A 13943-nucleotide genomic window follows, 5' to 3' on the forward strand; every position below is an offset into this window, starting at 1 on the left:
CTACAGGATGCCCAGGTTGGTGCGCAGCTCGTACGGGGAGACCTCCTGGCGGTACTGGTCCCAGTCGCGGCGCTTGTTGCGCAGGAAGTACTCGAAGACCTGCTCCCCCAGCAGCTCGGCCATGAACTCGGACTCCTCGGTGAGCCCGATGGCGTCGTGCAGGCTGGACGGCAGGGGTTTGTGCCCCACGGCCCGGCGCTCGGCGCTGCTCATGGAGAATACGTCGTCCATCTCCACGGGCGGCAGCTCGTACTCGTTCTCGATCCCCTTGAGCCCCGCACCGATGAGCGCGGCGTAGGAGAGGTACGGGTTCGTGGCGGAGTCGATGCCGCGGTACTCGATGCGCGAGGACTGCACCTTGTCCGGCTTGTAGAGGGGCACGCGCACCAGGGCGGAACGGTTGTTGTGGCCCCAGGACATGTAGGAGGGCGCCTCGTCCCCGGCCCACAGCCGCTTGTACGAGTTCACGAACTGGTTGGTCACGGAGGTGAACTCCGGCGCGTGGCGCAGCAGCCCGGCGATGAAGTGGCGGCCGGTGTCCGAGAGCCGGAACTCCGCCCCGGCCTCGTAGAACGCGTTGGTGTCCCCCTCGAACAGGGAGAAGTGCGTGTGCATCCCGGAACCGGGGTGGCGCGAGAACGGCTTGGGCATGAACGTGGCGTAGCTGCCCTGGGACAGGGCCACCTCCCGGACCACGGTGCGGAACGTCATGATGTTGTCCGCGGTCTGCAGGGCGTCCGCGTAGCGCAGGTCGATCTCGTTCTGACCCGGCCCCGCCTCGTGGTGGGAGAACTCCACGGAGATCCCCACGGCCTCCAGCATGCTCACCGCGCGGCGCCGGAAGTCCTGGACCACGCCGCCGGGGACGTGGTCGAAGTAGCCCTCGTAGTCCACGGGCACGGGCTCCCCCGTGCGGGGGTCCAGCTCCGGGGAGCGCAGCAGGTAGAACTCGATCTCCGGCGCGGTGTAGCACGTGAACCCCATGTCGGAGGCCTTGGCGAGCACCCGCTTGAGCACGCCCCGGGGATCCGCGGCGGAGGGCTCACCGTCCGGGGTCTTGAGGTCGCAGAACATGCGGGACGTGGGCTCGTCCTCGCCGCGCCACGGCAGCAGCTGGAACGTGGAGGGGTCCGGCTGCAGCAGCATGTCCGACTCGAACACCCGGGACAGTCCCTCGATCGAGGAGCCGTCGAAGCCGAGACCTTCCTCGAACGCGGACTCCACCTCCGCCGGGGCCAGCGCGATGGACTTCAGGGTGCCCACGACGTCCGTGAACCAGAGCCGCACGAAGCGCACGTCCCGGTCCTCGATGGTGCGGAGAACGAATTCCTGCTGACGGTCCATGGGTCCACCTCGGATTCCTCGGGGCTGCGGCACAGCGGTTCACGAGCTCGGTGTCCGGGTGCGCGCACCCGACGGAGCCAGCCCCCACTGTATCGGCCCGCGCCGACATCCCGGTCAGAGCGCCCCGAGCTCGGTGCCCGCCTCGTCGAAGCCGCCCGGTGCGGGGTCGTCCTGGCACCCACCAGCCGAAGAACCCGGGTGTTCCGGGCCGAGGCACGCGGCCGGGGAACCCGGGGTTTCCAGGCCCACGGACGCGGCCGGGGAATCCCGCCCCGCGCGGCGGTGCCGCGGGGTGCGGGAGGTGGTCGACCGGCGTCGTGCGCCCCGCGGATCCCGGCCGCGACGCCGTCCCGACGGCCGGTAGGCTGGAGCGATGACCGACTCCCAGCCCGTTCCCGGGACCCCCGCGACACCCGCCCTCGCCGACGTCAAGCGCGTGCGCACCGTGCACCTGCGGCGCGCCAAGGACGCGGGCGAGAAGTTCTCGATGCTCACCAGCTACGACGTCCTCACCGCCGGGATCTTCGACCGCTCCGGCGTGGACGTGCTGCTCGTGGGCGACTCGCTGGGCAACACCGTGCTGGGCCACGAGAGCACGCTCCCGGTCACGCTGGAGGACATGGTCGTGTTCGCGGCGGCGGTGGTGCGAGGCGTGCAGCGGGCGCTCGTGGTGGTGGACCTGCCGTTCGGCTCCTACGAGGAGTCCCCCGCCCAGGCCGTGCGCAGCGCCGCGCGGATCATGAAGGAGACCGGCGCGCACGCCGTCAAGCTCGAGGGCGGTGAGGCCGTGGCGGAGCACATCGCCGCGGTGGTCCGCGCGGGGATCCCGGTCATGGGGCACGTGGGCTTCACCCCGCAGTCGGAGCACGCGCTGGGCGGCTTCCGCATCCAGGGCCGCGGTGGGGCCGCTGAACAGCTGCTCCGGGACGCCCGCGCCGTCCAGGACGCCGGCTGCTTCGCCGTGGTGCTGGAGATGGTGTCGGCGGACGCCGCCACCGCGGTGGAGGACGCGCTGGAGATCCCCACCGTGGGCATCGGCGCGGGGAACGTGACCACCGGGCAGGTGCTCGTGTGGCAGGACATGCTGGGGCTGCGCACCGGGCACATGCCGCGGTTCGTGCGCCAGTACGCCGATCTCGCGCGGGTCGCGGGCGACGCCGTGTCCGCCTACGTGGCGGACGTGCGCTCGGGAGCGTTCCCCGCGGAGGAGCACACCTACCGCGGGTGACGACGCCGCCCGCCCCCTCTCGGGCTCAGTCGCCCTGGAACGCGGCGTCCTCGTCGTCCCACCGCTTGGTGTTCTCCGCGGCGTGCTCCAGTGCCCTGGCCGCTTCCTCGCGCGTGGCGTAGGGGCCCATGAGCTTGCGGTAGTCGTCCTGCGGGCCCTCCTCCACCTGCTTGGTGTAGAGGTTGAACCAGTACTCGGCCATCTGCTGCCTCTCTCTCCGGCGCGGCGCGCCGTCTGCCCGCCGGGAGGCGGGTCGCGAACACCCGGGCGGAACGAGCCCGGGACCCAAGGCTTAGGCTAGTTGCTGAACCAGGTCCCCGGGAGGCACCGACGCCCCGGATCACACCAGTCCACCGCCGCAGGAGGCATCGACCCATCGTGACCAGTCACAACCTCGCCCCAGCACCCGGATCCACCGCCCCGACCGGCGCGCTGCGCCCCGGCTCGCTCTCCCCGCTGCGGCCCGTGCCGCGCGGCATCGAGCGCCCCGAGTACGTGGGGCGGACCGAGCCGGACGAGGGCAGCGCGTCCAACGTCTACACCCCGGAGGAGGTCGAGCTGGTGCGCGAGGCCGGGCAGATCGCGGCGCGCGCCCTGCAGGCCGCGGGTGCCGAGGCGAAGCCGGGGGTCACCACGGACGAGCTGGACCGGATCGCCCACGAGTACATGTGCGACCACGGGGCCTACCCCTCCTGCCTGGAGTACCGCGGTTTCCCCAAGTCCATCTGCACGTCTCTCAACGAGGTCATCTGTCACGGCATCCCGGACTCCACGGTGCTCGAGGACGGGGACATCATCAACCTGGACGTGACCGCCTACAAGAACGGGATGCACGGGGACACCAACGCCATGTTCTTGGTGGGGGACGTGGACGAGGACTCGCGGCTGCTCGTCGAGCGCACGCTCGAAGCCACCAACCGCGCCATCAAGGCCGTCCGCCCTGGTCGCGAGATCAACGTGATCGGCCGGGTCATCGAGAAGTACGCCCAGCGCTTCGGCTACGGCGTGGTGCGGGACTTCACCGGCCACGGCGTGGGGCGCGAGTTCCACACCGGGCTGATCGTCCCGCACTACGACGCCGCCCCGTCCTACAGCACCGAGATGGTCCCCGGGATGATCTTCACGATCGAGCCCATGCTGACCCTGGGAACCATTGCGTGGGACCAGTGGGAGGACGACTGGACCATCACCACGCACGACCGCATGCGCACCGCGCAGTACGAGCACACCATGGTCGTGACCGAGGACGGCGTGGAGATCCTCACCCTCCCGTGATCCGCGCACGTCGGCCCGTAAACTCGAAGGCACGGGGCGAGCGGGAGAACTCCGCCGCCCCGGAACAGCGTCAGACCGTGAACCGAAGGGACCGTTCATGAGCTCAGGTACTCCGCAGGGTGTCGTCTCGCAGTACGGCATTGGAATCGACATTGGTGGTACCGGCACCAAGGGCGGGATCGTGGATCTCGCCACCGGCCAGCTCGTGGGCGAGCGCTTCCGCATCCCCACGCCGCACCCGGCCACCCCGGAGGCGGTGGCGGACGTGGTGCGCCAGATCGTGGACGAGCTGCAGTCCCGGCCGGAGGCCCCGGCACCGGACAGCAACGTGGGCATCGTGTTCCCCGCGATCATCAAGAACGGCGTGGCCCTGTCCGCCGCGAACGTGGACAAGTCCTGGATCAACACGGACGTGGACGCACTGATGACCGAGACCCTGGGTCGCGAGGTCGAGGCGCTCAACGACGCCGACGGCGCCGGTCTCGCCGAGGCGCACTACGGCGCCGGCAAGGGCAAGGAGGGGCTGGTCATGGTGATCACCCTGGGCACCGGCATCGGCTCGGCCATGATCCTCAACGGTCAGCTCGTGCCCAACGCTGAGCTCGGCCACCTGGAGATCGACGGCCACGACGCCGAGACCCGCGCCTCCGCGGCCGCGCGCGAGCGCGAGCAGCTGCCCTGGAAGAAGTGGGCGACCAAGCGGCTCCAGCGCTACTTCTCCCACGTGGAGTTCCTGTTCTCCCCGTCGCTGTTCGTCATCGGCGGCGGCGTGTCCAAGAACTCGGAGAAGTTCCTCCCCTACCTCGAGCTGCGCACGCCGGTGGAGATCGCCGCCCTGCGCAACAACGCGGGCATCGTGGGTGCGGCCCTGTGGGCCCAGCAGTGCCGCGGCGCCCAGGCCGCCAAGCCGGTCATCGACCCCGTCGACTGAGCACCCGGTGAACCCCGAAGGCCCCGCGTCCTCACGGATGCGGGGCCTTCAGGGTCGGTGCCGCCGCCGTGCGGACACGGAACGGGCACTGCAGACAGAGCGAGACCCCGATGACGTCCGCGGCTTCCCCTCCGCAGACCCCCGGGGTCTCGTGGTTCGAGTCTATGCGCTCCTCCGGGCGGGGGCAAGCACCGGATTCAGGGCACCAGCAGGGATGCGAGATCCGTGAGGAACTCCCCCACCTGGGCATCCACCTTGAGCGTGGCCAGCTCGTCCGCGCCGGTCACCCCGTGGTTGACGATCACCACGGGCTTGCCCTCCCGGGCTGCCTGCCTGACGTAGCGTCTGCCCGAGTTCACCGTGAGGGAGCTGCCGGCCACCAGCAGGGCGTCCGCGTGCGTCACCATCCGTCGGGCCAGCGCCACGTTCAGTGCCGTGGCGTTCTCCCCGAAGAACACGACGTCCGGCTTCAGCACCCCCCTGGCAGACCGGGCAGTCCCAGACCCGGAACCCCGCGGTGTGCTCCACGGTGGCATCGGCGTCCGGGGCGTACTCCACGTCCGCCGCGGAGTCCATGCCGTCGTAGAAGCCGGGGTTGAGCTCGTCGAGGTAGCGCGAGACCTCCTCCCGGGGGAAGCGCGAGCGGCACGAGGTGCACACGACCCACGCGTAGGTCCCGTGCAGGTCCACGACCGCGACTGATCCCGCCTTCTGGTGCAGACGGTCGATGTTCTGGGTGATGATCCCGTCCACGGCGCCTGCCGTCTCCAGGGTGGCCAGAGCCGTGTGCGCCGCTGACGGCTCGGCTCGCGCCACGAAGTGCCAGCCGAACTGGTTGCGCGCCCAGTAGTGGCGGCGGTTGCCCACGTCCGCCATGAACTCCTGGTAGGTCATGGGGTTGCGGGGTTTCGCATCGGGTCCCCGGTAGTCGGGAATTCCGGAGGACGTGCTGACCCCGGCCCCCGTGAGGACGGCGATCCTGCGCCCCACGAGCAGCTCGTGGACGGGACGCAGCCCCGCGCGGGCGTCCAGGGCATGGGGGTCCGGGAACAGGTCCCGGTCCACGGGCGTGCCGTACCCGGCACGCAGCACCCGCGCCGGCATCTCAGGACCGGGGGAGGTTCTCGAGGACGGTGCGCAACCGCTCCCACGAGCGGGACTCGGTCATGTCCGCGGCACTGACGTCCCGGACCACGCCCTGGGAGTCCACCGTGATCGTGTGCCGCCGGGCGCACCCCTCCTGCTCGTCGAACACGCCGTAGCGTCGCGCCACCTCACCGTGGGGCCAGTGGTCCGAGAGCATCTCGAAGTCGTAGGACTCCTGCCGGGCGAAGGCGTCGAGACAGTGGTGGCTGTCCGTGGACACGCACAGCACCGTGGCACCGAACTCCTCGAACGTGTCGGTGTGGTCCTGCAGGTGGCACAGCTCGTCCGTGCAGATGGGCGAGAACGCGAACGGGAAGAACACCAGCACCACCGGCGCACCCCGGAACTGCGCGAGCGTGCGGATCTCGCCGTCCCTGTTGGTCAGCGAGAAGTTCGGTGCTGCGGATCCGATGTCGCTCATGTCGTCCTTTCCCACGGCGCGGCCGGCGGGTGGCCGGGCACCTCAGAAGTTGCGCTTGGGGGCCAGTCGCGAGACGGTCCAGTCGGAGGAGACACGCGCCGCACTGGTGACGTGGAGGCCTGCGGTCGAGGCGGCCTCCTGGATATCGGCGGGAGAGACGTGGTCCTCGCGGCCGGCCTTGGGGGTCAGGAGCCAGACCACGCCGCCGTCGTCGAGGGTGGTCTGCACGTCCACGAGCTCGTCCACGAGATCACCGTCGCCGTCGCGCCACCACAGCACTACGGCGTCCACGACCTCCTGCGCGTCCTCGTCGAACAGCTCAGAGCCGATGGCCGCCTCGATCCGCTCCCGCAGGTCCGCATCGACGTCGTCGTCGTAGCCGAACTCCTGGACGTAGTCGCCGTCCTTCAGGTTCAGCTGCTCCGCAATGCTCTCCTCGGGGGCTTTCGCCTCGCTCACCGTGTCTCTCCTTCTCAGCTGTGTCGTGCGGGTCCCCGGTTGACCGCCGGTCGGCGGTCCGGGCCCGTACCCACCGTGACGGGAGCGTCGACGGTGCGTAATAAAGACAACACTGGTTTAGCGCCACGTTCAAGCCACGGCGCGGGCCCGCCACCAAATCACCACGGGTTGCGCTGTCCTCCGGGGACGGCCAGGAGAGTGGCGATGCAGAGATGTGACGCGCAGAACGCCGCCGGGGCAATCCCCCGGGCCGTAGCCTGTGACACCATGAAAGGACCACGGGGGCGGACACGTCTCCGTCCACCCGACGCCTGACACACCGCTCCGCCACCGGGCACCCCGAGCACACGGAGCTGACGATAGAGAGGTTCTCGTGTCTTCCGACAGCAATCACCACATTCTGAGTGGCTTGACGAACAATCTCCAGGACGCGGACGCGCAGGAGACGCAGGAGTGGATCGAGTCCTTCGACGCGCTGATCCAGGCCCAGGGCACGGCGCGGGCGCAGTACATCATGCGCGCCCTGCTGCAGCACGCCGGCACGCACTCCGTGGGTGTCCCCATGGTCACCACCTCCGACTACGTCAACACCATCCCCGTGGACCAGGAGCCCGAGTTCCCCGGTGACGAGGAGATCGAGCGCCGCTACCGTGCCTTCCTGCGCTGGAACGCGGCCGTCATGGTCCACCGCGCGCAGCGCCCCAACGTCGGAGTGGGCGGTCACATCTCCTCCTACGCCGGCGTGGCCACCCTCTACGAAGTGGGCCTGAACCACTTCTTCCGCGGTCCCGAGCACCCCGGTGGCGGCGACCAGGTGTTCTTCCAGGGCCACTCCTCCCCCGGCAACTACGCCCGTGCGTACCTAGAGGGCCGCCTCACGGAAGAGCAGCTGGACGGGTTCCGTCAGGAGAAGACCAAGGCCCCGAACGGCCTGCCCTCCTACCCCCACCCGCGCAGCCTGCCCGACTTCTGGCAGTTCCCCACCGTGTCCATGGGCATCGGGCCCATGAATGCCGTGTACCAGGCGCAGTTCAACCGCTACCTGCACAACCGCGGGATCAAGGACACCTCCGAGCAGCACGTCTGGGCGTTCCTCGGCGACGGTGAGATGGACGAGCCCGAGTCGCGTGGTGTGCTGCAGCTCGCGGCCAACGACAAGCTGGACAACCTGACCTTCGTGGTCAACTGCAACCTGCAGCGTCTCGACGGCCCCGTGCGCGGCAACGGCAAGATCATCCAGGAGCTGGAGGCGTTCTTCCGGGGTGCCGGCTGGAACGTCATCAAGGTCGTGTGGGGCCGCGAGTGGGACGCCCTGCTCGAGGCTGACCACACCGGTGAGCTCGTGCGCATCATGAACGAGACCCTGGACGGCGACTACCAGACCTTCAAGGCGGAGTCCGGCGGCTTCGTGCGCGACCACTTCTTCGCCCGGTCCGCGGCCACCAAGGAGCTCGTGGCGGACTACACCGACGAGCAGATCTGGAACCTCAAGCGCGGCGCCCACGACTACAACAAGGTCTACGCGGCGTACAAGGCGGCGCTGGAGCACAAGGGCCAGCCCACCGTGATCCTGGCCCAGGGCATCAAGGGCTACGGCCTGGGCCCGCACTTCGAGGCGCGCAACGCCACCCACCAGATGAAGAAGCTCACGCTGGAGGATCTCAAGGCCTTCCGCGACCACCTGCGCATTCCCATCACGGACGAGCAGCTGGAGTCCGATCTCTACAACGCCCCGTACTACCACCCGGGCCCGGACTCCCCCGAGATCAAGTACATGCTGGAGCGCCGCAAGGAGCTGGGCGGCTTCGTCCCGGACCGTCCGCACCCCCAGAAGGAGATCACGCTGCCCTCGGAGCGCGCCTACGCCTCCGGCAAGAAGGGCTCGGGCAAGCAGATGGCGGCCACCACCATGGCCTTCGTGCGCATCCTCAAGGACCTGATGCGCGAGAAGGACTTCGGTCACCGCATCGTGCCGATCATCCCCGACGAGGCCCGCACCTTCGGCATGGACTCGTTCTTCCCCACGGCCAAGATCTACAACCCCAACGGGCAGAACTACCTCTCCGTGGACCGCGAGCTGATGCTCGCGTACAAGGAGTCGGCCCAGGGTGTGATCCTGCACCCCGGGATCAACGAGGCCGGCGCCACCGCGGCCTTCACCGCGGCGGGCACGTCCTATGCGACCCACGGCGAGACCATGATCCCGGTCTACATCTTCTACTCGATGTTCGGGTTCCAGCGCACGGGTGACGAGTTCTGGGCGGCTGCGGACCAGATGGCCCGCGGTTTCGTGATCGGCGCCACCGCAGGACGCACGACCCTGACCGGTGAGGGCCTGCAGCACGCGGACGGGCACTCCCCCCTGCTGGCCGCGACCAACCCCGCCGTGATCCACTACGACCCCGCCTACGGCTACGAGATCGCGCACATCGTCAAGCGAGGCCTCGAGCACATGTACGGCACGGGCGACGAGGACCACAACGTCATGTACTACCTCACGGTGTACAACGAGCCCATCCACCAGCCCGCGGAGCCCGAGAACGTGGACGTTGACGGCATCGTCAACGGCATCTACCTGCTCAAGCCGGCGGAGACCGAGGGCCCGCGCGCCCAGCTGCTCGCCTCCGGCGTGGGTGTCCCGTGGGCGCTCGAGGCCCAGCAGATCCTCGCCGACGAGTGGGGCGTCTCCGCAGACGTGTGGTCCGTGACCTCCTGGACCAACCTCCGTCGTGACGCCATGGCTGCCGAGCAGGACGCGTTCCTGGACCCCGAGTCCGGGGCCCGCACGCCGTACATCACCCAGGCGCTGGCCGGGGCCACGGGTCCCGTGGTCGCCACGAGCGACTACGCCTCCCAGCTGCCGGACTCCGTGCGGCAGTACGTCCCCAACGACTGGGCCTCCCTGGGCGCCGACGGTTTCGGGTTCGCCGACACCCGGGCCGGTGCCCGCCGGTTCTTCACCATCGACGCCCACTCGATGGTGGTGCGGACCCTGGAGATGCTCGCCAAGCGCGGCGAGATCGACTGGTCCGCCCCGGCCGAGGCGCTCACCCGGTACAAGCTCACGGACCCCGCTGCCGGCACCTCCGGCAACGCCGGGGGCGACGCCTGAGCCGTCCCGCATCACCGACCCACCGCCCCCGCGCCCCTCACGGCGCGGGGGCGGCGTCGTTCCGGTGCGGGCCCGAGCCCGGGGCGCGGCCGGCGCTGGGCCCCGGGCTCGGGGAACCGTGCAGGGCATCGACTACCCTCGTCTCATGCCCACCGACGCCTCCGGGTCCGCGCCCCGCAAGCCCCGCACCTCCCGCCGGGTGACGTGGCCCCTGCGCGGTCGGCAGCAGGCCGCACCGCACCCCAGGACCCTGGAGAACCTCAAGGCCAACCTCGGGCAGGTCTCCACGGTGGCGGTTCAGCGGCTCGCGAGCACCCTGCCGTGGTTCTCGCAGCTGCGCCCGGACGAGAGGTCCGAGCTGGGCCTGCTGGCGCAGCGCGGCATCGCGTCCTTCGTGCGCTGGTACGAGAACCCCAAGGAGCCGGTGTGGGTGCTCACGGAGATCTTCAAGCAGGCCCCCACGGAGCTAACCCGGTCCATCACCCTGCAGAACGCCCTGCAGGTGCTGCGGATCGTCGTGGACGTCGTGGAGGAGAAGGTTCCCGAGCTCGCGCAGCACAACGACGAGGTGGCACTGCGCGAGGCCGTGCTGCGGTTCTCCCGCGAGGTCGCGTTCGCCGCCGCGGACGTCTACGCCAAGGCTGCCGAGAACCGCGGATCGTGGGACGCCCGCCTCGAGTCCCTCGTGGTGGACGGCATCCTGCGGGGCGACCACTCGGACAACCTGCGCTCCCGGGTCTCGGCGCTGGGTTGGACGGACCGGGGGGACGTGACCGTGGTGGTGGGACGCGCGCCGAGCACCAACGGGCCCGCCGGCGTGGAACGGATCCGCCGCGTCGTCGAGCGCCACGCGGCGGAGTGCCTGGTGGCCATCCAGACCGACCGGCTGGTCCTCGTCCTGGGTGGTCTCAAGGACGGGGCCCGGTCCCTGTCCCGGCTCGCGAGCGTGTTCGGGGAGGGTCCCGTGGTCCACGGTCCCCCCGTGGCCACCGTGTTCGAGGCCAAGGAGTCGGCGGACCGCGCCAACGCGGGACTTCGAGCGGTGGCGGCCTGGCCCCAGGCACCCCGCCCCACGGATTCCGAGGACCTGTGGCCCGAGCGGGCCATCAGCGGGGACCCGCTGGCGCTCACCGCCATGGTCGACGCCGTCTGGGAGCCGCTGTCCGCCTCCTCCACCGGCCTGGTGGACACCCTCACCACCTACCTCAGCGTGGGACACTCCCTGGAGGCCACGGCGCGCGAGCTCTTCGTCCACGCGAACACCGTGCGGTACCGGCTCCGGCGCGTCAGCGACATCACCGGCTGGGACCCCCTGCTCCCCCGGGACGCCTTCGTGCTGCACTGCGCCCTGCTCGCGGGGCGGCTGTCGAGCACCGACTGACATCGGCTTGTAGGGAAGCCACAAATCCCCCTGCCCGGCTTGGTGCGGCCCGGTGTGCCGCGAGGGCCCCCTGACTTGGTGGAATGAACGGGTGATTGCACTCGTCTGCCCCGGTCAGGGGTCACAGAAACCAGGATTCCTCACCGAGTGGCTGGCCGTGCCGGGCGTTCCCGAGCACCTCGCGCAGCTCTCCGACGCCGCCGGGCTGGACCTCGCGCACTACGGCACCGAGGCCGACGAGGACACCATCAAGGACACCGCGGTGGCCCAGCCGCTGATCGTCGCCGCAGGACTGCTCGCCGGGCGGCTGATCGCCCCGCAGCTCGAGGGACGCTCCGACGTGGTGCTCGCCGGGCACTCGGTCGGTGAGATCACGGCTGCGGCCCTGGCTGGCGTGCTGACCGAGGCTGAGGCCATGCGCTTCGTCCGGGTCCGCGCCACCGAGATGGCCGCCGCCGCCGCGGCAACCCCCACGGGCATGGCCGCCGTCCTCGGCGGCACCCCGGAGGACGTGGCCGCCGCCGTCTCCGCCGTGGGCGCCACGGCCGCGAACGCCAACGGGGGCGGTCAGGTGGTAGCAGCAGGAACCATCGAGCAGCTCGACGCTCTCGCCGAGAACCCGCCCACCCGCGCCAAGGTGGTCAGGCTCAAGGTGGCCGGCGCCTTCCACACGGAGCACATGGCCCCCGCACTGCAGCCACTGCGGACCCTCGTTCCCGAGCTCTCCCCCCAGGATCCTGAGCACGCGCTGCTGAGCAACCACGACGGCGCCCGCACCACCAGTGGCGCGGCGTTCCTGGACTCCCTCGTGGAGCAGGTGTGCCGCCCCGTGCGCTGGGACGCCTGCATGGCAACCCTCTCGGACATGGACGTCACGCAGATCGTGGAGCTGCCGCCCGCCGGAACCCTCGTGGGACTGGCCAAGAGGGGCCTCAAGGGTGTCCCCGCAACGGCGGTCAACACCCCGCAGGACCTGGACCAGGTGCGGAGTACGCTGGCCTGAAAAGGGTGGTGATCCACCCGCACTCGCTGAGATCCGCACCATCGAAGGAGTCGGCCTCCCGTGGCGACCATCAAACAGAACATTCCCCACGCCCACACGCGCATCCTGGGCATCGGCGCCTACCGGCCGTCGGAGATCGTGACCAACGACGACGTCTGCCAGTGGATCGACTCCTCGGACGAGTGGATCGTCAAGCGCACCGGCATCCACACCCGTCACCGTGCCCCGGCTGACGTGTCGGTCCTGGACATGGCGGAGCACGCGGCACGCGAGGCGCTCGAGAACTCCGGCCTCACCGGTGACCAGCTGAGCACGATCATCGTCTCCACGGTGTCCTTCCCCTACCTCACCCCGTCCCTGGCCGCGAAGCTCGCGGACCGGCTCGGGGCCACGCCCGCCGCGGCGTACGACGTCTCCGCGGCGTGCGCGGGGTACTGCTACGGAATCGCGCAGGCGGATGCGCTCGTGCGCTCCGGTGACTCCACCAACGTGCTCGTGATCGGCGTGGAGAAGCTCTCCGACGTTATCGACAACTCGGAGCGCTCCATCTCCTTCCTGCTCGGCGACGGCGCCGGGGCCGTGGTGATCGGCCCCTCGGACGTCCCCGGGATCGGTCCGTCGGTGTGGGGCTCGGACGGTTCCAAGTGGGACGCCATCCGCATGACCCACCCGCTCACCGACATCCGCGCCGTCGAACGCGGGGGTCAGCGCAGCTTCGCCAAGGATCTCGTGGATCCCGAGACCGGTGAGATGGACCCGGACGCCACCATGTGGCCCACGCTGCGCCAGGACGGGCCGACCGTGTTTCGCTGGGCCTCCTGGGAGGGTGCTCGCGTGGCCCAGGAGGCCCTGGACGCCTCCGGTCTAGCCCCGGAGGACCTCGCCGCGTTCGTGCCGCACCAGGCCAACATGCGGATCATCGACCAGATGGCCAAGGTGCTCAAGCTCCCCGAGTCCGTGATCGTTGCCCGGGACATCGCCGAGGCCGGCAACACCTCCGCGGCCTCCATCCCCCTGGCAACTCACCGTCTGCTCGCGGAGCACCCGGAACTGTCCGGCAAGCCCTCGCTGCAGATCGGCTTCGGGGCCGGTCTGGTGTACGGCGCACAGGTGGTGCTCCTGCCCTGATCCAGTCCCCGGGGTGTCGTAGGGTTAGACCGCACACCTCTTGTCCACGGGCCGCCCGAGCGATCGGGCGCTCCGAGCGGGGGTTCCACCGAAACCCCGTGGTCACGAAGAACGGTTGCGTTGCGCGACCTCAACGAAAGGAAGCCGAAATGGCGAGCAAAGACGAAATCCTGGCCGGCCTGGCAGAGATCGTGAACGAAGAGACCGGCCTCGAGACCGAAGCCGTGCAGCTCGACAAGTCCTTCACCGAGGACCTCGACATCGACTCGATCTCCATGATGACCATCGTGGTCAACGCCGAGGAGAAGTTCGACGTCACCATTCCCGACGAAGAGGTCAAGAACCTCAAGACCGTCGAGGACGCCGTCAACTTCATCGACAACGCCCAGGCCTGATGCCCGGGCGAGCGGTGGCGCACCCCCTGTGCAGGAGGTGCGCCACCGCCGTCACGCCAGGTGGCTGGACAGCAGCAGCTCCTGGAACACCTGCGATTTTGGACACGAGGAAGTGCAGAA

Annotated in this window: 12 protein-coding genes and 1 pseudogene; 8 read left to right on the forward strand and 5 right to left on the reverse strand. The window is 69.8% G+C overall.

All coding sequences use genetic code 11. The features are described 5' to 3' along the window. Entirely contained in the window at positions 1 to 1344 is a 1344-nt protein-coding gene (locus tag HMPREF2833_RS11265) for a glutamine synthetase family protein (protein ID WP_019308999.1), read from the reverse strand. A 373-nt stretch (positions 1345 to 1717) separates the two neighbouring features. Between HMPREF2833_RS11265 and panB the strand changes: the two genes are divergently transcribed. Then, positions 1718 to 2572, forward strand: coding sequence for a 3-methyl-2-oxobutanoate hydroxymethyltransferase (gene panB / locus HMPREF2833_RS11270; protein WP_019308998.1), 855 nt, complete (start codon positions 1718 to 1720; stop codon positions 2570 to 2572). Between the two features lie 25 nt (positions 2573 to 2597). Here panB and HMPREF2833_RS12465 read toward each other — a convergent pair whose 3' ends face one another. After that, entirely contained in the window at positions 2598 to 2861 is a 264-nt protein-coding gene (locus HMPREF2833_RS12465) for an SPOR domain-containing protein (protein ID WP_337459365.1), read from the reverse strand. A gap of 89 nt (positions 2862 to 2950) precedes the next feature. On the opposite strand from HMPREF2833_RS12465, the gene map reads away from it, so the two are divergent. Further along, positions 2951 to 3847: a type I methionyl aminopeptidase gene (gene map, locus HMPREF2833_RS11275; RefSeq protein WP_019308996.1), complete on the forward strand. Its 897-nt coding sequence runs from the start codon at positions 2951 to 2953 to the stop codon at positions 3845 to 3847. A gap of 97 nt (positions 3848 to 3944) precedes the next feature. Then, positions 3945 to 4778 (forward strand): polyphosphate--glucose phosphotransferase, encoded by an 834-nt coding sequence (ppgK, locus tag HMPREF2833_RS11280; RefSeq protein WP_019308995.1) that lies wholly within the window; start codon positions 3945 to 3947, stop codon positions 4776 to 4778. A 197-nt stretch (positions 4779 to 4975) separates the two neighbouring features. Here ppgK and HMPREF2833_RS11285 read toward each other — a convergent pair. From HMPREF2833_RS11285 to HMPREF2833_RS11295, 3 genes and pseudogenes are all read right to left on the reverse strand, one after another. After that, a pseudogene (locus tag HMPREF2833_RS11285) lies at positions 4976 to 5882 on the reverse strand (Sir2 family NAD-dependent protein deacetylase). A 1-nt stretch (position 5883) separates the two neighbouring features. Then, on the reverse strand, positions 5884 to 6345 hold the full coding sequence (locus tag HMPREF2833_RS11290) for a redoxin domain-containing protein (protein ID WP_070638301.1): 462 nt from the start codon (positions 6343 to 6345) through the stop codon (positions 5884 to 5886). Positions 6346 to 6387: 42 nt separating this feature from the next. Next, positions 6388 to 6804 (reverse strand): DUF3052 domain-containing protein, encoded by a 417-nt coding sequence (locus tag HMPREF2833_RS11295; RefSeq protein ID WP_019308992.1) that lies wholly within the window; start codon positions 6802 to 6804, stop codon positions 6388 to 6390. A gap of 373 nt (positions 6805 to 7177) precedes the next feature. Here HMPREF2833_RS11295 and aceE point away from each other — a divergent pair, with 373 nt between their 5' ends. From aceE to HMPREF2833_RS11320, 5 genes are all read left to right on the forward strand, one after another. Further along, positions 7178 to 9916, forward strand: a complete 2739-nt coding sequence (gene aceE / locus HMPREF2833_RS11300) for a pyruvate dehydrogenase (acetyl-transferring), homodimeric type (RefSeq protein WP_070638304.1) — start codon at positions 7178 to 7180, stop codon at positions 9914 to 9916. Between the two features lie 145 nt (positions 9917 to 10061). Next, entirely contained in the window at positions 10062 to 11297 is a 1236-nt protein-coding gene (locus tag HMPREF2833_RS11305) for a PucR family transcriptional regulator (RefSeq protein WP_059281361.1), read from the forward strand. Between the two features lie 91 nt (positions 11298 to 11388). Continuing rightward, on the forward strand, positions 11389 to 12300 hold the full coding sequence (locus tag HMPREF2833_RS11310) for an ACP S-malonyltransferase (RefSeq protein WP_059281351.1): 912 nt from the start codon (positions 11389 to 11391) through the stop codon (positions 12298 to 12300). A gap of 60 nt (positions 12301 to 12360) precedes the next feature. Beyond that, positions 12361 to 13428 carry a beta-ketoacyl-ACP synthase III gene (locus tag HMPREF2833_RS11315; protein ID WP_047978129.1) on the forward strand — a complete coding sequence of 356 codons (1068 nt, stop codon included), beginning with the start codon at positions 12361 to 12363 and terminating at the stop codon, positions 13426 to 13428. 149 nt (positions 13429 to 13577) lie between these two features. After that, positions 13578 to 13823: an acyl carrier protein gene (locus tag HMPREF2833_RS11320; protein ID WP_019308987.1), complete on the forward strand. Its 246-nt coding sequence runs from the start codon at positions 13578 to 13580 to the stop codon at positions 13821 to 13823. The last annotated feature ends 120 nt before the right edge of the window (positions 13824 to 13943 follow it).

The sequence above is a fragment of the Kocuria sp. HMSC066H03 genome, assembly GCF_001812045.1.
Lineage (GTDB): Bacteria > Actinomycetota > Actinomycetes > Actinomycetales > Micrococcaceae > Kocuria > Kocuria rhizophila.